The sequence below is a fragment of the Shewanella nanhaiensis genome, from assembly GCF_019457885.1.
Taxonomy (GTDB): Bacteria; Pseudomonadota; Gammaproteobacteria; order Enterobacterales; family Shewanellaceae; genus Shewanella; species Shewanella nanhaiensis.
This window is the reverse complement of sequence record NZ_JAHZST010000010.1, coordinates 116,284-137,296: the sequence shown is the minus strand read 5'-3', so window position 1 is coordinate 137,296 and position 21,013 is coordinate 116,284. Positions and strand designations below refer to the sequence as shown.

General features: G+C 45.0%; 14 protein-coding genes. 5 read left to right on the top strand and 9 right to left on the bottom strand.

The features are described 5' to 3' along the window. Nucleotides 1-104 precede the first annotated feature (104 nt). From K0625_RS14630 to K0625_RS24715, 3 genes are all read left to right on the top strand, one after another. On the top strand, nt 105-1,085 hold the full coding sequence (locus K0625_RS14630) for a transposase (RefSeq protein WP_220110366.1): 981 nt from the start codon (nt 105-107) through the stop codon (nt 1,083-1,085). 279 nt (nt 1,086-1,364) lie between these two features. Beyond that, entirely contained in the window at nt 1,365-2,261 is an 897-nt protein-coding gene (locus K0625_RS14625; RefSeq protein ID WP_232847113.1) for a transposase, read from the top strand. A gap of 217 nt (nt 2,262-2,478) precedes the next feature. Further along, entirely contained in the window at nt 2,479-2,613 is a 135-nt protein-coding gene (locus tag K0625_RS24715; RefSeq protein WP_269902804.1) for a hypothetical protein, read from the top strand. Nucleotides 2,614-2,763: 150 nt separating this feature from the next. Here the strand turns inward: K0625_RS24715 and K0625_RS14620 are convergent, their stop codons facing one another. The 5 genes from K0625_RS14620 to recC all read right to left on the bottom strand — a co-directional run bounded on the left by K0625_RS14620 (nt 2,764) and on the right by recC (nt 13,598). Further along, nucleotides 2,764-3,432, bottom strand: a complete 669-nt coding sequence (locus K0625_RS14620) for a RipA family octameric membrane protein (protein WP_220110365.1) — start codon at nt 3,430-3,432, stop codon at nt 2,764-2,766. Nucleotides 3,433-3,622: 190 nt separating this feature from the next. Further along, nucleotides 3,623-4,267, bottom strand: a complete 645-nt coding sequence (locus K0625_RS14615; protein ID WP_220110364.1) for a DsbA family protein — start codon at nt 4,265-4,267, stop codon at nt 3,623-3,625. Between the two features lie 18 nt (nt 4,268-4,285). Further along, nucleotides 4,286-6,334, bottom strand: a complete 2,049-nt coding sequence (recD, locus tag K0625_RS14610) for an exodeoxyribonuclease V subunit alpha (protein WP_220110363.1) — start codon at nt 6,332-6,334, stop codon at nt 4,286-4,288. Next, nucleotides 6,331-10,017: an exodeoxyribonuclease V subunit beta gene (gene recB, locus K0625_RS14605; protein WP_220110362.1), complete on the bottom strand. Its 3,687-nt coding sequence runs from the start codon at nt 10,015-10,017 to the stop codon at nt 6,331-6,333. The genes recD and recB overlap by 4 nt, the downstream gene beginning before the upstream one ends. Continuing rightward, complete coding sequence (gene recC / locus K0625_RS14600; protein ID WP_220110361.1) at nt 10,017-13,598, bottom strand: exodeoxyribonuclease V subunit gamma; 3,582 nt, start codon at nt 13,596-13,598, stop codon at nt 10,017-10,019. The genes recB and recC overlap by 1 nt, the downstream gene beginning before the upstream one ends. Nucleotides 13,599-13,923: 325 nt before the next feature. Here recC and K0625_RS14595 point away from each other — a divergent pair, with 325 nt between their 5' ends. Further along, a complete protein-coding gene (locus K0625_RS14595) occupies nt 13,924-15,198 on the top strand; it encodes an MFS transporter (RefSeq protein WP_220110360.1) in 1,275 nt (424 codons plus the stop codon). Nucleotides 15,199-15,401: 203 nt separating this feature from the next. Here the strand turns inward: K0625_RS14595 and K0625_RS14590 are convergent, their stop codons facing one another. The 4 genes from K0625_RS14590 to K0625_RS14575 all read right to left on the bottom strand — a co-directional run bounded on the left by K0625_RS14590 (nt 15,402) and on the right by K0625_RS14575 (nt 18,913). After that, entirely contained in the window at nt 15,402-15,749 is a 348-nt protein-coding gene (locus K0625_RS14590; protein WP_232847112.1) for a hypothetical protein, read from the bottom strand. 73 nt (nt 15,750-15,822) lie between these two features. Continuing rightward, nucleotides 15,823-16,428 carry a DUF998 domain-containing protein gene (locus K0625_RS14585; protein ID WP_220110359.1) on the bottom strand — a complete coding sequence of 202 codons (606 nt, stop codon included), beginning with the start codon at nt 16,426-16,428 and terminating at the stop codon, nt 15,823-15,825. 59 nt (nt 16,429-16,487) lie between these two features. Continuing rightward, the gene (narL, locus tag K0625_RS14580) at nt 16,488-17,129 is read right to left on the bottom strand and encodes a two-component system response regulator NarL (RefSeq protein WP_220110358.1); all 642 of its coding nucleotides are present in this window, start codon (nt 17,127-17,129) and stop codon (nt 16,488-16,490) included. 32 nt (nt 17,130-17,161) lie between these two features. Then, nucleotides 17,162-18,913, bottom strand: coding sequence for a histidine kinase (locus tag K0625_RS14575; protein WP_220110357.1), 1,752 nt, complete (start codon nt 18,911-18,913; stop codon nt 17,162-17,164). Nucleotides 18,914-19,289: 376 nt separating this feature from the next. Here K0625_RS14575 and K0625_RS14570 point away from each other — a divergent pair, with 376 nt between their 5' ends. Continuing rightward, complete coding sequence (locus K0625_RS14570; RefSeq protein ID WP_220110356.1) at nt 19,290-20,894, top strand: MFS transporter; 1,605 nt, start codon at nt 19,290-19,292, stop codon at nt 20,892-20,894. The last annotated feature ends 119 nt before the right edge of the window (nt 20,895-21,013 follow it).

The window sequence follows — 21,013 nt, the reverse complement described above, 5'->3', positions numbered from 1 at the left end:
GATAATACACCCACCTAACAGGATTTATAAAGCCACCCATAATTAATAGCACATCTAGATACCTCTTACTACGCTTTACCTATGAGCTGAAATGAGAGGTTGTTATGCCCCGTCCAAGAAGAAGTCAAATTAGTTTAGAAGATACACCTATGTATCATTGCTGCAGTCGTGTCACAAGAAGAGCATTTCTATTTGGCGATGATGAACTTACTGGTAAGAACTATGACCACAGACGTGATTGGGTCGAATCTCAGTTGCTGAAGCTAGCAGCGGTCTTTGCTATCGATATTGCGGCCTATGCGGTGATGTCGAATCACTTGCACTTGGTGCTGAGAGTCGATATCTATGAAGCTAATGCTTGGAGTGATAGGGAGGTTGTGGAGCATTGGCATAATTTGTTTAAAGGCACTGATATCACTCAAAAGTTTGCCAAAGGCGAAGTGATAGAAAGCTTTGAAGTTAATAGTTTAAAGCACTCTATAGCGCAATATCGAAGTCGATTGAGTGATATTAGTTGGTTTATGCGTGCCCTAAATGAGCCTATTGCACGTATGGCAAACAAAGAAGACAAGTGCACAGGGCGGTTTTGGGAAGGGAGGTTTAAGTCTCAAGCCCTGCTTGATGATGCGGCCGTATTGGCTTGCATGGCCTATGTTGACCTTAATCCTATCAGAGCCAAGATGGCTACAACTCCAGAAAACTCAAACTTCACCAGTATACAACGACGTATAAAAGCAGCGCTAAATGGCGAGCAGCCAGCATCGTTACTGCCATTTGTGGGTAATGAACGTAACGAAATGCCAAAAGGACTGATGTTTAGCGCTAAAGATTACCTGCAACTCGTTGATGATACAGGGCGTATTATTAGACAGGATAAACGTGGTGCCATTAGCCAAACTTCACAGCGAATACTTGATAGACTCAATATTCCTCAAGAGAATTGGCTAAAGCTCTCGACTGACTTTGGCCATTTATTTAAAGGAGCAGTAGGCACACTTCAAGAGTTAGATGCCTTTTGTGAACATCAAGAGAAAAAGCGCAGACAGGGCGCCGCAAACTGTCACCGTTGGCTAGACAGCGCTTAGCTACTACAACTTAGAACATTTGTTTTAGATAAAATAGTACGCTTTACCAATCAGGCTATCAGCTTGATGTTCTTGTTGTCTACTCTTCAGTAAGTTGACCTATATTCCCTCTTTTGAATCAATTTCTCTGAGCACTCAGTGAAGTTTTTAGCTTAAGGGAGTAAAGAGAGCTTTATTCTAGCTAAGTAAAAGGGGATTGATTTTTGTTAGAATTAAAATGGGTGTCTTAATAGTACGGAATTAAAATGGGTGTCTTAATAGTAGGTGTCCGGAATTAAAATGGGTGTCTTAATAGTACTTACTGGTAAGAACTACGACCACAGACGTGATTGGGTCGAATTTCAGTTACTGAAATTAGCAGCGGTCTTTGCAATCGATATAGTAGCTTATGCAGTAATGTCCAATCACTTGCACTTGGTGTTGAGAGTCGATATCTATGAAGCTAACGCTTGGAGTGATAGGGAGGTGGTTGAGCATTGGCATCGCTTGTTTAAGGGCACTGATATCACGCAAAAGTTTGCCAAAGGTGAAGTGGTAGAAAGCTTTGAAGTTAATAGTTTAAAGCACTCTATAGCGCAATATCGAAGTCGATTAAGTGATATTAGTTGGTTTATGCGTGCCCTAAATGAGCCCATTGCACGTATGGCGAACAAAGAAGATAAGTGCACAGGGCGATTTTGGGAGGGAAGGTTTAAATCTCAAGCCCTGCTCGATGATGCGGCCATATTGGCTTGCATGGCCTATGTAGACCTTAACCCTATCCGAGCCAAGATGGCGACAACTCCGGAGCGCTCAAACTTCACTAGTATACAGCGACGTATAAAAGCGGCATTAGATGGCGAGCAGCCAACATCGTTACTGCCATTTGTGGGTAATGAGCGCAAGGATATGCCAAAAGGACTCATGTTCAACGCTAAAGATTACCTACAACTCGTTGATGATACAGGGCGTATTATTAGACAGGATAAACGTGGTGCCATTAGCCAAACTTCACAGCGAATACTCGATAGGCTTAATATTCCTCAAGAAAACTGGTTAAAGCTCTCGACTGATTTTGGCCGTTTATTTAAAGGAGCAGTAGGCACACTTCAAGAGTTAGATGCCTTTTGTGAACATCAAGAGAAAAAGCGCAGGCAAGGTGCTGCAAATTGCCATCGCTGGCTAGACAGCGCTTAGGTACTACAACTTAGATCACTTGTTTTAGATAAAATAGTACGCTTTACCAATCAAGCTCCCTGCTTGATGCACTTGCTGCCTACTCTTCAGTAAGTTGACCTATATTCCCTCTTTTGAATCAATTTCTCTGAGCACTCAGTGAAGTTTTTAGCTTAAGGGAGTAAAGAGAGCTTTATTCTAGCTAAGTAAAAGGGGATTGATTTTTGTTAGAATTAAAATGGGTGTCTTAATAGTACGCAATACCCGAACAGGAAAATATGGTCCAATTGGTTTTTCGGTGTCAGATAAAACCATTTCACTCTCATCTGACTTTATTCCTTCAACCAGTTTTACCGACAAAATGTCAGGATAATGAAATTCTAGCTTTTCGAAAAACCATGTATCTACTTTGGGAATACTCATATATACCTAAAGCCGTGCTAAGCGGCTAAAAAGGTTTGGCTTAAAATTAGTGAGGCACGAACGACAAGCCAAACTTTTGTGTTCGTTCTTGAGCATCTTGTTAGTTGCCCGGGTTTACTCTTGAACTACGTAGTTCTGCAGTATGATAATAACCACCAGAATATGACTTTCCTAATATAAGAAATAGTCCACAAGTAACAAAACTCAAAACAATTACAGTAACATAAAACCAATTAACAGGTGCGTTACAGTCAAATTCTGGGAGAGAATAAAATGCTAATATCCCCCATAACAGAGTTACGTATAAACTAATAATCTGATTTATTTTTGACACAGACAATTTCGAAGGCCCAGTTATTAGATGAACAGCTTTGTCTTTGCAGTTACCATTTTGATTTCTTGAAAGAACGACTTTATATAATGGGCCAGTAACATCATCTTCTAATACATCTACGTGCTTTTCCCAATTTTCTTGCCAAAATTTACTCCCTCTATTTACACAAAACCATGCAAAAGAAAAAACAAAACCTAAACAACTAATGATAATAGATAAGTCAATCTTAGTTTCAGAAGTGGAAGCTTGAATTGCAACGAAACCTGCAAAAGTTGCGGCAATAAATGTCCAAAAATACGTAGCTCTTTTCCAGTAAAGGTCAATCTCAAATTTACGAATATCAAGAGCTTGCGTAAGAGCTTTTTCCTCTTTTCCTTCAAATTTTGATTTGTACTCGTCTGGAGTCAAAATTTTTGTGCTACTGCTATTCGACATTTTTAAACTCGATAGGTTGATAGATAGAATTAGGGCAACTAACAGCTTATTGATTAGCAGCAGGATAATGTTCCAGTCTGCTTGGTTGTTTTTGTTAACTTAACACTGGTAAGTCACTGCTGTAAATGAGTTATTTTTTTACATTCAGCAAATAGGCATTAAATCATTAGATAAAAAGGTGCGTGGGTATTTATGAGGAACGCATAACACTCTTTGAGATTATATCCTGATAACTAGCTTGCCAGTTCTGATAATTAATTTGTATGGGCGTAACTTGGTTATTATGCACAAGCACTAATGAGGGGAATCCTTGAATGGGAAGCTGGCGCGTGCTGGCTATCTCACTCATTAGCTTTTGATTGAGCTTCTCACTGTGCATCTGTTTAATAAATTCGGTACTGTCTAAACCAATTGAAATCGCTATGTCGGTTAAGGTTTCAAGATCTGACGGGTTCTTGGCTTCAAGATAATAGGCGGTTTGAATACCTTGAAGCATCGCTTGTTCGAGGTTGTGCTCTCGGGCTATTAGTGCAGCGCGACAAGCGGGGTAGGTTGAACGTCTTGGCTGGCACTGTTGCCAAAAATCGTAGTTAAATACTGTGCCGAGTTGAGCACTGATTTTGTGCCAAGTCTGTTCAAGAAAAACCTGCATCTCTTCTGGCATCGGCTCGTCACTGTCTGGTGCTAAACCGCCGAGTTTATATTTGACGGTGATTCCTGACTCCTCTAGCGCTGTTTTTAGCTTATGCCAGGTTGGAGCATAGCCCCAACACCAGCTGCACATAGGATCGTAGATGTAATAGAGCTTTGGCTTGCTATTCATTTTTGATGTCATCTGCTTAATATCCTATCTCTATAGCCACAAACGCCTAGCAAGCCCAGACGAGCGCTGTGTGGCTTGCAAACTGGCGTGCTCGAAGACGGTTTGTGAGCCTAGGCATGTGAAGTGTTGCTTGGCTCGGGTGATGGCTGTGTATACGAGTTCTTTGGTTAACAGCTGCTTTTGAGCAAGGCTGGGCCACAATGGCAGGACTAAGCCTACGTTGGCAAATTCACTACCTTGGCTCTTGTGTACTGTCATGGCAAAACAGGTATCGTGGCTGGGGAGACGAGCTGGGAGGACTTTTAAGATGCTACCATCTGCTTGGATAAAGTGGGCCATCAGCCTTGGTACCGATCCGTTCTGCGTAGGCTTTTCATTATCTAGCAGTATCAAGCCAATATCACCATTAAACAGGCCTAAGTTATAGTCGTTACTTTGGATTATCACTGGGCGGCCTTGGTAAAACTCGACATCTGTGGTGATGAGTTTTGCCTGCTTTAGTGCATTAGTGACGCTTAAGTTGATGCCATCTACGCCATATTCACCAGCGCGCATGGCGCATAAAATGCGAAACTCGTTATAGGAGTCGATGATATCAGTGGCTGTGGCAGTATTATCTTTGGCTAGTTTAAGATAGCGTTTGTAATGAGACACGGCGAGTGAGAGTAGTTGATCTAAACCTGTATTGCCTGACTGCGTCTTTTGATGCTCAATCCAGAGTAGCTCCTCATAACCCCTCTGCCACACCTGCATGATACCTGCTTTATCGGAATTATTGACGGCGGCGGCCAATTGGCCAATGCCTGCATCGCCTTTGAATCTGTGGCTGTGCATCAACATGCAGAGACTATCGCCAATTTTTGGTGATTCACTGGTAAAGACGTTGAGATCAAAGCCGGTTAATGTCGACAGTGTTTGTGCATAACCTGCTGAATAGCGCATCTGCCACTTGTTTTGTGCATCACTTCCGGCTTTTAAGCCCGCACAGATATCAGCAAGTACGGCGCCAGCCTCGACCGACGCAAGCTGGTCTTGATCGCCAAGCAGTATCAGTCTGGCGTGGCTTGGCAGTGCCGATAACACCTTATGCATCATGGGCAGATCGACCATAGAGGCCTCATCGATAACCAGCAGGTCTAGCCTGAGCGGGTTGTCCTTATGGTGGCGAAATTGGTGTGAGTTGGGGATAACCCCTAACAATCTATGTAGGGTAGAGGCCTCTTCGGGGACTCGAGTTAAGCTATCGAGATTAATCTGGTGTGCGTAGGGAGCCAGCTCCTGCTTCAAGCGCTGCTTGGACGCCTTAATAGATTCACTTAACCTTGCGGCTGCTTTACCTGTTGGCGCGACGAGCCTGATGGTCATTGGCGATTCTTGTGTTAGCAAAAATAGCAGTTTAGTGACGGTTGTGGTTTTACCTGTTCCAGGGCCGCCGGTGATAACTGCCAGCTTTTTGCTAAATGCCGTGGCGGTAGCGATTTTTTGCCAGTCAAATACAGTGACATCGTCAGGTGCAGGAAAGAGGATGTCTAAGCTTGCTTTTGTGGCTGGTGAAAATTGAGAGCCTGGCTCTTTTGATAGTTGAATGAGCGTGTCGCTGACTTGGGTCTCAAATTGATAATAGCGTTGCAGGTAGAGATCGCCGCAATCTAATACTATCGGGGTTGCAGCCGCTGCGACTTGTTCTACCTGTGACTCTGCGCTGACCAAGCCGATACAGGGAAACTGCGCTAAAAGCGAGGTTAACTCATCATGGCTACAGGTGATCTGACAGTTAGAGACTTGTTCCACCATAGGATTATCTAGCACTATCTGCTTGATGGGCAAACAGGTATGTTGCTGTGATAGTTGTTTGCTGAGCAGGGCGCAGATCAGTAAAAAGAGTTCGCTGTAGGAGTCCTCTTTGTACAAGCTTTGTGTGCATGAGTTATCACTGCCATGCGACTTATCTAGAGCTGTAAGCTGTTCTTGGTGAACGAGTGCGAGTTCCAGTGCAAAGTGTCTGTCTAGTGGCGTGATTAAACGCTCAACTTCCCAGATTTTAAGTAGATCTTTAATGGGCTGTGTGGATTGGATCATAGCTTAAGCTCCATCTGATCAGTTTGTGAAGGCTGTGCAGTCTGAGTTGATTGAGCTGTTGCTATGATCTGCTCCTTAGGCTCATCGAGATCTATATCGAACAGTGTATCGAGGGATTCGATAAGTGCTCTAGGCGGTTTGTCATAGAAGACACCTGATAGTGGTGCTGCGGCAGACATACCCCGCAGGAAAAGGTAAAAACTGCCACCGATATGTTGATCGTAATGATAATTTGGCATTCTCAATCGCAGATACCGATGCAGTGCTAAGGTATAGATGATGTACTGCAGATCGTATCTATGGCTACGGATAGCCCCTTTCATGGCATCAAAGCCATAATGGCTAACATCATCACCTAAATGGTTAGATTTGTAATCGGCAATGTAGAACTGACCTTGGTGTTCAAAGGTGAGATCGATAAAACCTTTGAGCATCCCCTTTAGGGATTCAAAGTTTAAACCTGCGCTGTAACCATGGGCTTCGAGTAAAGTATTAAGCTTAACTGCGATCAGTTGATTGATTGGCAAATAAAACTCCATCTCCACCAACTTTTGCGCGTGAGTCAATTGAGCCAGTTTTAGCGAGCCATCTGCAACCAATGGAGAGTCAAGCAGATCTAGATACCAAGCGTTAAGTACCTCATACCAGCTCTCATCTATGCCATATTTTTCCATGGCGATCGGCAGATGAATGGGTAACTCGGCTCCAGCTTGAGGAAAATCAATCAATTCCAGTACCAAGTGCATAAAGCTACCAGCATTGGCGCCACGCTCAAACGTGAACCTAGAGGGAGTTGGGTCGACCTCATCTTGAATGATTTCAAGCTCTGGAAAAGCTTCATCATCGGCGCCAGGGGCAATATGTTCATGGGGCAGATCTTTCACCAGCCCAGAGTAACTGCCCACACGCCAAGGTGTGTATAGCTTTCGTTTGAGCTCTTTAGGGGCTAAGTTGAGCTCAATATCTGAAACATTATCCAGAGGTTGAGTCGAGGCGTCATCGCCCATCTGCATGACGCTAATGGCTTGGCTCATCAGCTTTTGCGCCTGAGACTGAATAAGCGAAAATTCGCAGGCTTTATCTTCAATGCCCAGTAGGTAACCAATACCAGTTTCATGGAGTTGGCTGGTGATCCCCGCTTTTTTGGTAAAGCGGCTGTGGTTAGCCACATAGAGATAACATTGATACACAGGTCGGGTCATGGCCACATAGAGTAAACGCAGATCTTCGGCCAAGTTTTCACGTTTATGTCGCTCCCAGCCCTCATCACTTTGCGCGATATCCCACACTAGCTTGTTATCTTCATGATAAAGCATCGGCGCTGGTTTGCGCCGGTTGTCTCTGGCCAAGCTAACAAAGGGGATAAAACAGACCGGGTACTCGAGTCCTTTACTTTTGTGTATGGTGACGATTTGGATCAGGTTCTGCTCACTTTCGAGTCTTAGCTGCGCCTCCTCATTGGCATTATTGTCGATTAACGCTTGCTCATACCAATTCACCAGCGCGCTGATACCATCAAGCTCTGTGGCTTTTTGCTGCAGCAACTCGGCTAAGTGTCTGAAATCTGTTAACCGTCGCTCACCGTCTTCATCTTGAAGTAGGCGCTCAATCAGTTTCGTTTCGTTGGCCAGATTCAGTAGTGCTGGCATCACTCCTCGTCTTAACCAGTTTTTATGTAGTTCATCGAACTGTTCAAGCAGGGTCTGTCTGACAATCTCATCTTGGTTAAAGCTGTGGATCGATAATGCATCAAAGCCAAGCAGTGAAGTGGCTAAAGCCGATCTCAATGCTCGCTCATCTTTTGGCGTCGCAAGGGCGTGAAGCACCAAGGCCATCTCACGGGCTTCTAAGGTGTTAAATACGCTGTCTCGGCTTAAAAATACAGCGCCAATCTGCCTGTCTGACAAAGACTGCTTAATTACAGCAGCTTCATTTCTGTCACGCACCAGTACGGCAATATCTTTGGCTTTGAGTGGTTGACCGCTAATGCTGCATTCGCCAGCTTGTGATTGTGTTAGCAGTCTGCAAATCTCTGCGGCGGCATCTTCAGCTAAGCGTTTTCTGGCGGTGGTTTTATTCAATCCCTTTTCAGGATCTTCACTGAGCAGTTTAATTTTGAGCGCTGAATCATCGCCCCCATTTTCGATAAACACCTTTTTATCGGCAAAAGGTGAGGGGTGCACAGGCTCAAACGGGATAGCTTGGCTGATAAAGGGATCGTCTCGATTCTCAAACAGGGCGTTCACACCCACAATCATATTACGGCTAGAGCGATAGTTGGTATCGAGATTATAGTGATCTTGAGTTTGTGATCTGGCCTGAATATAGGTATGAATATCCGCGCCCCTAAAGGCATAGATAGCCTGTTTCGGATCGCCAATCATCAATAGGCTTAAGTTGTCTGCACCTGATTTTGCTGGAATTTGAGCTTGCATCTGATAGATGCGGCTAAAGATTGCGAATTGCAGTGGATCAGTATCTTGGAACTCATCAATCAGCGCCACAGGGAAACGTTTGGCAATAGTTACGGCCAATTGAGCTGTGTTAGCTAAAGAGTCGCTGTGTTCATCACAGCGCAGTGCCTGCTCTAGGGTGGTCAGTAGATCATCTGGGGTTAACAGGTTACGCTCAGATTTTTGTTGGATAAATCGGCGTGAGATCCCCTCTCTGGCACAATAGAGAAAACTTGGGATAAAGTCGTTAATAAGCGAGCATAAACGCTCGATATGATCCAGAACAGGGGCTTGCTCAGGTGTGGGCACTTCACCACCCTTATTGAGCTTAAGCTCGCTCAGTGACAAAGACTCCATCACCTTCATCGGTGGCAGACTGTCACTGAACTTGCACCAGTTGTCCATGGCATCGAGCATAACGGCAAGTTTAGGGTAACCATCGGGCTTTTTACCAAACCGAACGCCATTTAATGGGAGTGCATGGAGTAGAGCTTCGATATTTTCACGCTCACGTGGCCAGATTAGTTTCAGGCGACTTAAGCTCTGAGTTAAGGTCTGCTGCAGTTTCTCAAAGGGCTGAGGTGTCGGCAGGGCTGTAGCCTGACTCGCGCCAAGTAGCGGCCTGAGCTGCTTAGATAAGGCGTCAGGGTCGCTAAATTTCTTCTGTATGATCTCAGCAAGATAGATAGGCAGCGGGTAACACTGCTCACGCCAGAAATCACGCACCGCATGGTGCAAAAACTCGCTGTCATCTAAGGTAAATTCAGACTCAAACAGCAGGGAGGATTCGAAGGCCATGTCGGCCAAGATCCGCTGACAGAAACCGTGAATGGTAAAGATAGAGGCTTCATCTAAAGATTTAAGCGCCAAATCCAGTCGCTTCAGTGCCAGTGGGCGTTCTGATTCTGGTGTAAGCCGATAGAGAGACTCAATCAACTCATCCCCAGTTTCTAAACCGATAAAGCAGCGGTAGGCCAGCTGTATTTTACGGCGAATACGATCTCTAAGCTCACCCGTTGCCGCATTGGTAAAAGTGACCACTAATATCTGCTCGCAGGTCAGTGGCGTTGAGATCTCATGACCGAGCAAAAGGCGCACATAAAGCCCTGCGATGGTGAAGGTTTTGCCTGTACCTGCACTGGCCTCAATCAAACGACTACCACCAAAGGGCAGGGTGAGGGTGTTTAACGGGACTGAACTTGTTTGGTTCACTGTATTATTACTCGCCATTATTGTGCTCCCCCTTCGACAAAAGCAGTGAGTTCACTTAGCCTGTCTTTGTGATAAAGGCTGAGCATGGGAGAGAGCAGCGTCATCGCAGTGTGTCCAAATTGTACTTCTGTAAAATCTTCAGGAAAGCTAAAGAGCCGCTGATAGTGGGGCTCAAATCCTTCGCCTAACTGACTCTGCTCGTCTATCCACTGACTTTGAGCTTCGATAAGTTTATCTGCGTGTTCCCCCTCGGCTTCAACGTAGGCGAGGGCGGTTCTGGGCATAAACATTAATGGATGTAGTTGTCCTGATTGGAACAAACTTAGCCAAAGGCTCAGCTGCCCCCGTGCTTGCTCTGGGGTGACGCCGTGAAATGCATGGAAGTGGCCGATATCCAGTAGGTAGCTGGTATGCTGTTTATTCTCTCCCATGGCGCAGATACATAGATGCCTTAAGTAGACGCGAATTAAATCACGGCCGTTGGCGGTACCAGGTCGGTAGTTCACTAAGCCTTTAGCACAGAGGTCGTCAATGCGTCCCACCAGTGTGATGGCCTCATTGAGGCCATCTTGGGCAGTGAAGGCAAGGTCGATATCCAGTGATTTTTGATTCTCTCCCTGCAGATATAGAGCGCGGCCAATTAAGGGCTTAATGTCGTGCAGGTAATTGCCCAGAAGTAGGTCGTCAAAGGGAGCGAGTGGCAGCTCACCACCGGCTTTGAGTCGTTGTAATAGCGCTTCGTCTGGGGTTTCAAGTTTTTGCTCAATTGCGTTATCGAGTAGGTTTGCTTGTAGTTTATAACGCTCTAACGCATTGAGGCTAAAGGGCTCGTCGTTATCGTCTGCTTGAATATTAAGCCCCAAGTCGACCTTAAGAGTGCGATTGAAAAAGTATTGGGCTGGATTTCTGAAAAAACGGATAAGCGCCGAGATCTCTAGCTCCTGGCTATTTTGGCTATCGAGGTTGTCGGTCAGTTCAGCGGCTTGAGTGATAGTAACGCCATTATCGATAAAACGTGGAGTACGTTCGACACTATTTGCTGATTGACCCGCAGCTTTGGTCGGGCACCATTGTGCCGAGTAGCTCTGTTTGAGTTGAACTGAGCCATTAACCTCGGAGGCCGGGCTTACATAAAGGCGCTCATCGAAAGGTTGCAGTGGCTGCTCAATTAACAACTGCTGATGGACAGCCTTTTCAATAGCCGGGATCACCTTGATGACCGTTTCAGCATCACTCGAGTCGAGTTTGTTGAATGCTTCAGGCAGGTAACAGAGCTGGCAGTACTCAACCAGTTCAGAGACCAGCATTGAGGGGATCCGCTCCGAGTTATCGCGCTCACTGTGGCCGATATAGCTGATATAAAGTTGCTCACGGGCTGAGAGTATCGCTTCTAAAAATAGGTATCTGTCATCTAAACGGCGTGAACGGTCGCCTTTGCGTGGGCCAAACTGTGCCACCAGATCAAAGCCTACTGGGTGCTGAACCCTAGGATAGATACCATCGTTCATGCCAACTAAACACACCACCTTAAAGGGAATCGAGCGCATCGGCATTAAGGTGCAGAAGTTAACGCTACCGGCCAGATATCGTTGGCCGACACGAGACTCGCTCAAGGTGCTGTTAAACCAGTTTTGCAATACTTGGGTATTTAGCGGTGTGACTTGACCTGCATCAGACAGCTCAGTTTTTAACTTGCTGATCGCCTCACGTATCGCTTGCAGCTGCATCCGCTCTTCATCATCCACTTCATAAAAATCATCCAGTAGCTGATTGAGCTGGGTCATACGCACTTCAATTTCACAAGTTTGGCCAAGTTGTAGACGGTATTCATCTAAGGCTTCGATGAAGTTGAGTAGCTTACCTAGTGCTTGAGCCGACTGCCCCTCGATCCCCATGACGGTTAGGGTGTCGTGATAGAGGGGGGCATCGTCACTAAATGCATAACCTAAGATGAGACGTTTAATGCCAAATGCCCAGGAGTTTTTATCGAATGCAGGTAGAGACTGTGCCGATCTGCTGGTTTCATCTCGTCCCCAACGCACCCCAGCTTGCTCAAGCCACTGGCGTATCATCATCAAGTCATCATCATCGAGCTCGAATCGCCTGAGCACCGCAGGTACCTCTAGAATCCCTAAGATGTCAGTGAGGGCAAAGCGGCTCTGGTTGATGGCGAGGATATTTAGAAAGCTGTTGATCAGCGGTGATTCCTGCGCCGCACCTCGGTCAGCTATTGCGTAGGGAATATAGTGAGCGCCCTGTTTGGCCGAGAAGACGGCGTCGATATAGGGGGCGTAGGCTGCCACATCTGGCAGCATGATAACGATATCTTTGGCGAGCAAAGGATCATTGGGATCGATAGGTTCTCGTGAGAGCATCTCCAGCAGATGATCGTGCAGAGTTTCAATCTCTCGTAGCGGACTATGACAGCTTCTTAACGTCAGCGAGTCATCATCGATTGTCAGCGGACGGCGCCCATCAAGGGTTAGATACAGTGAGGCATCAGGGCCTAAACTTTTGCCTCTTGTCTCAAGCTCGAGAATGTCCCGTTGTACCCCTTGAAGCAGTTTATTAACCCCAGGGTCTTGATAACATTCGAAGTTAAAGTTGGTGTGCTCCTCGGGGAGCTCTAAAATCAGATCCAGCAGTTCACGTCCCATCTTGCCATTATTGGCAAGCAGGGGATTACCCACTTCAAGTTTATCTTCCCACTGAGCTTCGAGTTTATGTTTATTGGCGTATTCCAATGCCATACGAGCACGCAGGCGTGGATCGACAATGTCGCCCCAATAGTGCTGACAGGGACTTAAATTCAACATGATCACATCGATGCGCTTGGCCAAGTGATAGAGCACATCTAAGGTTTGTGGCGCCATGGAGGAGATCCCAAATACGAATAGGCGTCTTGGCAGGCCATCAAGGGAGGTGTTGGGATCATCAAGTGCGTCAAACAGAGATTGGTGTAGGTTGGCCCTGTGGTAGCGGCTCTTGTTCAGTCGCTCGTTATTAAACTCGATAAGCGCACGCCACAATATAGGTTGCCAAGCTTGAGCTGGTGCTAGTTTTTCGCCTTTTGGTGGTAATCTGGGCTCGCTTGCCTCCCAAGCGGCTATCCAGTCGGGGCGATATACCAAGTATTGATCGAAGATATCCGCTATTTGGCCACAAAGCTGAAACAGCTTGAGTGGGTCTTCAGATCTCTCATCTAGCTCATTATCAGGGTTCTGGCCAGACACTGAGTTTAGGCCTGGATTGAGGTAGTTTTTAAGGGGAGCAAACTCCTCAATATCGAGCAGCTCGGGTAGCAACTCCATCAATTTCCAGGTCATCGAGGGCTTGGTGAAGGCATTTTCCTTAGGCACATCGGGCAGCAAGATATGGCAAAGTTGCCAAATAAAGCTTGAGGGCAGAGGAAACTCCAATGCAGCAGCTACCTTGTTCTTGCTGGCGATCTCAAGCCTTAACCAGGTGGACATCCCTGGGCTCTGTACCAATATCTGCTCCGGCATCAGTAACGACATACCGGGAATGGGGGTTTGTAACTCCTGCGCCAGTTGAGCAGAAAGGGCTTCCATTCGATTCGATTGAACAAGATAGAGCATGAATATTCCTAAGGAAATTAAATCAGTATCTTGGTGAGTTAGCGTGTCAACTTATACTGATTGGTATTAGCTATCCATTCTATGTGTTTAACTTAGTAAGTCTACCTAATCTCTTGGTATTTGGGCTCAATAGAAGGCGTTCGGACAATATCAAAGCAATACGCAGTTGGTACTTTTTATCCTAGGTTTGTTTGCTAAAAATTGATGTAGGACATCAAAACTCGCTTATGTTAATAAATATGGTTGGTTTTTGTTTAGAGTTAATTAATATGTCATTAAAAGGTGTTTCTCAACATCAAGCCCAGCATCTACATTGAGGATCTTTATGGATAATCAACAGCGCCGAGCCTATTTAGCCTTAACCTTAGCTACGTTGGCGTTTGCTGCCTGTTTCTCTGTCTGGACCTTGTACTCTATTATCGGTATTGAGCTTAAAGAGCGATTAGCGCTAAGTGCAACGGAATTCGGTTTTTTACTGGCAGCGCCAATCTTTACAGGGGCTATCTTTCGGGTGCCGGTAGGTTTTCTTGCTGAGAAGTTTTCCTGTCGAAATCTGTTTTTCTGGCAGATGTTGCTGGCGGTGCCTCCTCTGTTTTACCTTCCTCAAATTGAGACCTATTCAGGTTATATCTGGATAGGTTTTGTGTTGGGGCTGACAGGAGTCTCATTTACCATAGGGATCCGCTATGTGACCGATTGGTTTGAGACTAAACGGCAAGGGTTTGCGCTAGGGGTATTTGGCGCAGGAAACGCGGGGGCTGCTATCACACTGGTGTTAGTTCCCTTTATTGTCGATACCTTTGGTTGGCAGCAGATAGGGTACGCCTATGGGATCGGCATGATCTTTATGGCGATTCTTTTTAGACTTTTTGCTCCTGAGGTCAATCGCTATTATCGAAAGCAGAGAGACAGTCATGATCTGGCTTTTCACCTTGCACCTTTGAAAGATCTGCAGGTGTGGCGATTTGGTCTCTATTACTACTTTGTGTTTGGCAGCTTCCTCGCGTTGATCCTCTGGTTACCCCATTACTATGTATCGGCCTATGGTCTATCTTTGACCCAATCTATGGCGTTAACGCTACTTTTTGTCACTAGTTCCAGCATGATAAGGGCCGTTGGTGGCTGGTTTGCCGATACCTACGGGGCAAAAGCGGTTAACTGGACTGCATTTTGGATCTGCATGGTGTGTCTGTTCTTCTTGAGTTATCCGCCGACCACTATGATCATCCATGGGGTGGAGAAAAACGTTGAGGTTTCATTTGAGGTCAATGTGTGGCTGTTTACTCTGCTTATTTTTGTGATTGGTATCGCCCAAGGTTTTGGACGAGCAAGCGTGTACAAAACTATCTACGATCACTACCCGCACCATATGGGCAGTGTCGGAGGGATAGTGGCTGCAATTGGTGCTCTGGGAGGCTGCACTCTGCCCATCCTGTTTGGTTTTGCTGTGGATATTATTGGTGTGTACAGTGCCTGCTTTATGTTGCTCTATGGCGTATTAGCGGCATGTATGGTGGTGATGTACCTAGCACTGAGGGCTGAGCGACAACAGAAGCTGCTTCGAGATGCCATCGCCAATAACTTTTTAGAGCAGGATTGATTTTGAGAGCCGCTATTTTGAATATATTTATTGTAAAAACTTATTCTCTTCGTTGATTTCACAACGCTCGACCTCTGTTAGTCTATTGTTTCTGTCTGTTTCCCAGCACTCATTATAAATAGAGCAGTAACAGATATTTATTGTAAGGTAATCATCTACTCTCAAGATGCTATCAATTTCTGCTTTCTTTTTATAATTAAACATTATAGGTTTATTTTTTGCTGTGAAGGTAAAATACGGCTACTTAAATGGGACTGAATGAAATTTGGGATATTACCTAAGTCTTTCCATTGATGAATAACGTTATCCTTAAATGTTACCTCTGCATGCTTAATTATTGCTGGACCTGTGCCTGAGTTTGTAACCAAAAGCTCAAACGATTGCTCATTATAGCTTCTCGCGATCTCTATTCTTGGCCAAACTGAAGCTCTTGCATAAGATCTATCAACGTATGCTGAATATATTCCAACTATTGTGGTCACGACACTAATGAGTAGTACTGAAAATGCAACGATCATTTCTGGTTTTTTGTACCATTTACTATCATCCATATTGAAATTTATACTCCTATATAATTTATATTCTACTTCGAGTTTCTCTTTTTTTAATCATACTTAGTAGCCACTAAGCCAAAACGAGTGAAAACACGCTTAACCATATTAACTGAAAGCCATAGGAGATGCGTTGATAGATGCCTGCATTGGTTTGTGCCTTCACTGCTTTAGCCATCGCTAAAAGGTAATATACGGCCCCTATAACAGATATCATTGAAAATATGCGAAAGGGTAGCGGGACAGTGTCGCTAGTCGGGCTGATAGCGATTAAGATGGGGGCGATAACCAGTGACAGTAACATGATAAATCCGGCCCACGAGTGTACCTTACAATTAAATGTTGGGGCTTTAGTGAATGGGTCTGCATCCATTGGGAAATAGCCAGCAACCCAGGTTCCCACACCATGAATTATGACTAACCAACCAGTAATATTAACTAGGATTGAAACATTTGAGAGTTGTGTCAAATAACAGCCAAACAGACAAAATAAAGCACCTAAAGGGTAATTATTAATAAGCGGGGATAACTTCTCTGTGGGGCTGCCTGTCGCGCCTAGTTCACTGCAAAACTGTCTAGCGTGATCATAGCCTGTATAAAATCGACCTGCGATATATACCCCGATAGAGATCCAAATTGTGGCAATTAACCCTGAATAGATTGAAAACGTCTCAAACACCAATGAACTCCTTTTTATAGGTTAAAGCCATAAATATTTTTTCATTAAAAGGCTTCTTTTTAGTGGCCAATCTTATGCTCTACCGCCCATACTGCGGCTTCTACGCGGCTCTTTAGACCTAGTTTTTTTAGCAGGTTTTTCACGTGTACTTTAACTGTGGTTTCTGCAATTCCTAAGGTATTGGCGATATCTTTGTTGCTCTTACCTGAGGCGATCAATTTCAGGTTCTGTAGCTCCCTTTGGGTCAAGTTTTCGAGGGGGGAGGATGATTTACTTTCTGGCCTGAGGGATCGGGCTAAAATTTTGGTGAGTGGAGCACTAATCACAAACTCCCCTTGAATCGCTAGGTTGATTTTCTCAATAAGCTCTTCGGGTTCGGAGTCTTTTAACAGGTAACCGTCTGTGTTGAATTTGATGGCTTGAAGCACGTCACTCTCACTGTCGGATACGGTGAAGATGACGATTTTGCTGTCTATCTCTGCACGTTTTAGTGCAATTAAGGTGTCGATGCCACTTAAGCCCTTCATATTCAGATCCAGTAAAATGAGATCCGGAGTGTGTTTAATGGCAAGACTGATCGCTTCATCTCCCGAGCCTGCTTGGGCGACGACATCTAAGTTATCTTCAAGTGAGATAAGTTGAGCTAGCCCTTGCCTGAGGGTCGGATGATCATCAACCAGTAATATCTGTGCTCTTGTCATAGTGCTCCTCGCTGTTGTGTCGCAATCGTAGATTAATGGATGAACTCAAGTATAATCTGAGTGCCTGTAGGGGAGTTTGCTTGCACATCTAACTGTGCGTTAAGGGATTTTGCTCGCTCCCTCATGATCCCTAAGCCAAAGTGGCCCTGCTGTTCAAGGTTATCCGAGATCCCTTTGCCATTATCCCAAATATCGATATATATCTTGTTATTGTCTTTAAACAGGCGAACTCCAGCTGCCGTCGCCTGTGCATGTCGATGAACATTGGAGAGACTCTCTCGAATGATCTGCAGCACATGCACCTCTTGGCTGGCTGACAGGTAGTTTTGTGGAAGTTCAAACTTGAGTTCAATGCCATGTTGGCACTTTTCAATAAACTCAGCCACAGTGCCCTGTAGGGCATTTTCCAGTGATGGGTCATCAAGTTTAAGTCTAAAGGTGGTGAGCAACTCTCTCAGTTGTAAGTAGGCGTTATTAAGCCCCTGTTTGATATCATCTATGGTTTCGTTCACTTGCTCTTCGGGTAGTCCTTTTTGCATTTTTCGGGTCAACAAGCTCATCTGCACTTTTAAAAATGAGAGTGATTGGGCCAGTGAGTCATGGAGCTCTCTTGCTATCACGGCACGCTCTTCGGCAATGAGTAGTCGATTTTCACTGTTCTTTTTTCGCTCAAGTTCGATGGAGGTGGCTACTATATCTGCCATGGCTTGAAGTAACTGTCGCTGCCATGCTTCAGGCTTTTTATCTTTGGGGATCTGCCAGACAATATCACCGAAGAAATGGCCCTGTTTTTCCAGTACGAATTGATGAATATCTCTGTTTTTATGATCTATGATATTGGTGTTTGCTTTATAGATGATGAGTTCATTGATGCTGGTTTCGCTAAGCACAATTGACACTTTTCCAAACTCGAGTACTTGTTCAAGCTCTTGAATTATCTCCTGATCGATTTGATGATATTCACTATTGGATAGGTTTCTGGCGGCCAGATAGAGTACTTCAAGGGATTGATTACTTTGAATCAACTCTTGGGTTTTCTGAGCCACGCGATCTTCAAACTCTTGATAGGTATTTTTTAACTGCTTCGACATCCTGTGAATTGTGCGGGAGAGTACGCCCAGCTCATTATCTGCAATATAGTCGACGCGAGTATCAAAGTTTCCTTTACCCGCTTCAGATGCGACCCGAACTAGCTGTTTTAGGGGGGAGATCACGGTGCGATTGAGACGAACCAGCACAAAAGAGGTGACAATAAGGGTTGAGAGTAGGGTGATCCCCTGGATCAATCTAAGTAGGGTTAATTTCTTCTCCGACTCCATCTGTAGCAGACTGACTAGCTTGTCGATGACTAAGGTAAATTCATCAAAATCTTCAGCTGTGCTCGATTCAATATTGGCTTTTATATTTCGCCAAAGGGTGACTATTTTTTTATGTTGGGCCAGTATTTGAGGGTTGTCAATTGTGCTGGTAATGCCACCGAAAAAAAGCTGAGAAAGTTTGTCCTCAAATATCTGCATCTCTTTGGTGACAAGGGGCCTAGCGTCATCTTGGACGAGTAGATTCGCTCTGGATACGCGTATTGCTTGCATACGCAGTGCCCCTGCCTGATTGATCTGCTCGGCATCACCACTGAGGCTTTCAGTGACTAAGATGGAGGAGATCATACTGATAAGGCCCAAAGTGATGATCACCGCCATAAATTGTCCCGCTCTGGCAACCAGAGAGGAGCTACTTAATTGATCGTCAATGGAGGCGATCTTATCGTTAAATTGCTGTCTTATCATAGAGCCAACTTCATCATTAATCGCAGATAAATGCCAGTCAAATGTTTTGCTTTTGTTACTACTACTTAATAGTTTTAGACAGGTATTTTATTTTAAAAAACGCTCATAAAATAATAATACTTCTATTAAAACAGTGCTTTGGAAATATCGTTGCACTAGTGCTTTAGTAGTAGTTTGCTGTGATCTGCTGCAAATTTGCTGACCTAAACATGATCTGGATCAACCGACTTTTCCCCCTCGATGATATTTTCTCCACTAAATCGAATTTAAACATCTGTTAACAAGTTTGCTAAATGCTGCAGGTGTGATGCCGGTGATAGGCCCTCTTAATCGATGGCTTAAATCAAAATAACCTCGTGATCAGTTGGAGAACGAAATGTCTGATATCAAAAAATGGGACGTAGAAGATCCCAAGTTTTGGGATAGTGAAGGGAAGAAGATTGCTAATCGTAATCTTTGGATCTCAATTCCAAGTCTGCTATGTGGTTTCGCAGTATGGCTATACTGGGGAATTATTACGATTCAAATGCTTAATCTTGGTTTTCCATTTGCGAAATCTGAGCTCTTCACTCTGATGGCGGTTGCGGGTCTAACGGGTGCCACCCTACGCATTCCAAGTAGCTTCTTTATTCGTCTGTGTGGTGGCCGTAACACCATAGTGTTTACCACGGCACTTTTGATGATCCCTGCTATCGGAGCGGGTATTGCTCTGCAAGATAAAAATACGCCGCTGTGGGTGTTTCAAATCTTAGCTCTATTATCTGGTTTTGGTGGTGGTAACTTTGCATCCTCCATGTCCAATATCAGTTTCTTTTTCCCTAAGAAACAGCAGGGTTTAGCTTTAGGCTTAAATGCAGGGCTGGGTAACTTTGGTGTGACTACCATGCAGATCTTAGTGCCACTGTTTATGACCTTTGGCATCTTTGGCGGTGAGCCGATGGAGCTGGTAAACACATCAGGGACCTTGATTGGTAAGATCCCCGCAGGTTCTGATGCTTGGATCCATAATGCTGGTTATATCTGGCTACTATTCTTAATTCCTTTAGCCATTGTTGGCTGGATGGGAATGAACAACATCAAAGCATCCCATGTCACCCCTGAGTTACCAAGCCCTATGGGATCATTTGGCATTATCTCCGGCATGCTAGCCATTGGATTTGTGACCTCTATTTTCGGCCTCTGGTTGATGTTACCTGAAAACGTCGGTGGCTCAGGCTTTGGGGTGAGTAAGTGGATAGTCCTGCCGATTGTTATCGCGCTGACGGTTTTTCTTCTGAAATTGATCCCTGGGCAAGTTAACGAAAACCTATCTCGCCAGTATAAGATTTTTAATAACAAGCATACCTGGGTGATGAGCATCATCTACACCATGACTTTTGGTTCATTTATTGGGTTTGCCGCAGGCTTTGGTTTGTCGATTAAGGTGATATTTGGCTACCAGCATGTGATGGTCGATGGGGTGATGAACCATGATCTTGCCAATCCTAATGGACCCAGTGCACTGATGTACGCTTGGATGGGCCCCTTCATTGGTGCGCTTATTCGTCCAGTAGGTGGTTGGATAGCAGATAAGATGGGCGGTGCGAAAGTGACGCAGATCTGCGCGGTTGTGATGGTGGCCAGTGCCATTGGTGTTGCTTACTTTATGCAGGCCGCTTACGCATCTCCAACTCCTCAAGAGTACTTTGTTCCTTTCCTAGTGCTATTTCTTATCTTGTTCGCTGCGACCGGTATCGGTAACGGTTCGACGTTCAGAACCATCTCTATGGTGTTTGATAAAGAGCAGGCGGGCCCTGTTTTAGGTTGGACATCGGCTGTGGCCGCTTATGGTGCTTTCATTATTCCTAAGGTTCTTGGTGAGCAGATTAAACTTACGACACCTGAAAATGCACTCTACGGTTTTGCCATCTTCTATGCACTGTGTATCGCCATTAACTGGTGGTTCTATCTAAGACCAGGAGCGGAACACCACAACCCTTAGTTATCCCGTTTTGCGCTTCTAAGGGAGCGCAAAACGCGTTAAACCACTGTGAGGTACTTGGAACTCTCACCGTGGGTTGAGCAATATTTACATAATAAAATTGCTGATTGACACCCAAT

What these genes read in the sequence shown, in the direction of transcription:
- K0625_RS14630 (WP_220110366.1), top strand. Translation starts at nt 105, where the DNA reads ATGCCCCGTCCAAGAAGAAGTCAAATTAGTTTAGAAGATACACCTATG.
- K0625_RS14625 (WP_232847113.1), top strand. Translation starts at nt 1,365, where the DNA reads ATGGGTGTCTTAATAGTACTTACTGGTAAGAACTACGACCACAGACGT.
- K0625_RS24715 (WP_269902804.1), top strand. Translation starts at nt 2,479, where the DNA reads ATGGGTGTCTTAATAGTACGCAATACCCGAACAGGAAAATATGGTCCA.
- K0625_RS14620 (WP_220110365.1), bottom strand. Translation starts at nt 3,432, where the DNA reads ATGTCGAATAGCAGTAGCACAAAAATTTTGACTCCAGACGAGTACAAA.
- K0625_RS14615 (WP_220110364.1), bottom strand. Translation starts at nt 4,267, where the DNA reads ATGACATCAAAAATGAATAGCAAGCCAAAGCTCTATTACATCTACGAT.
- recD (WP_220110363.1), bottom strand. Translation starts at nt 6,334, where the DNA reads ATGATCCAATCCACACAGCCCATTAAAGATCTACTTAAAATCTGGGAA.
- recB (WP_220110362.1), bottom strand. Translation starts at nt 10,017, where the DNA reads ATGGCGAGTAATAATACAGTGAACCAAACAAGTTCAGTCCCGTTAAAC.
- recC (WP_220110361.1), bottom strand. Translation starts at nt 13,598, where the DNA reads ATGCTCTATCTTGTTCAATCGAATCGAATGGAAGCCCTTTCTGCTCAA.
- K0625_RS14595 (WP_220110360.1), top strand. Translation starts at nt 13,924, where the DNA reads ATGGATAATCAACAGCGCCGAGCCTATTTAGCCTTAACCTTAGCTACG.
- K0625_RS14590 (WP_232847112.1), bottom strand. Translation starts at nt 15,749, where the DNA reads ATGGATGATAGTAAATGGTACAAAAAACCAGAAATGATCGTTGCATTT.
- narL (WP_220110358.1), bottom strand. Translation starts at nt 17,129, where the DNA reads ATGACAAGAGCACAGATATTACTGGTTGATGATCATCCGACCCTCAGG.
- K0625_RS14575 (WP_220110357.1), bottom strand. Translation starts at nt 18,913, where the DNA reads ATGATAAGACAGCAATTTAACGATAAGATCGCCTCCATTGACGATCAA.
- K0625_RS14570 (WP_220110356.1), top strand. Translation starts at nt 19,290, where the DNA reads ATGTCTGATATCAAAAAATGGGACGTAGAAGATCCCAAGTTTTGGGAT.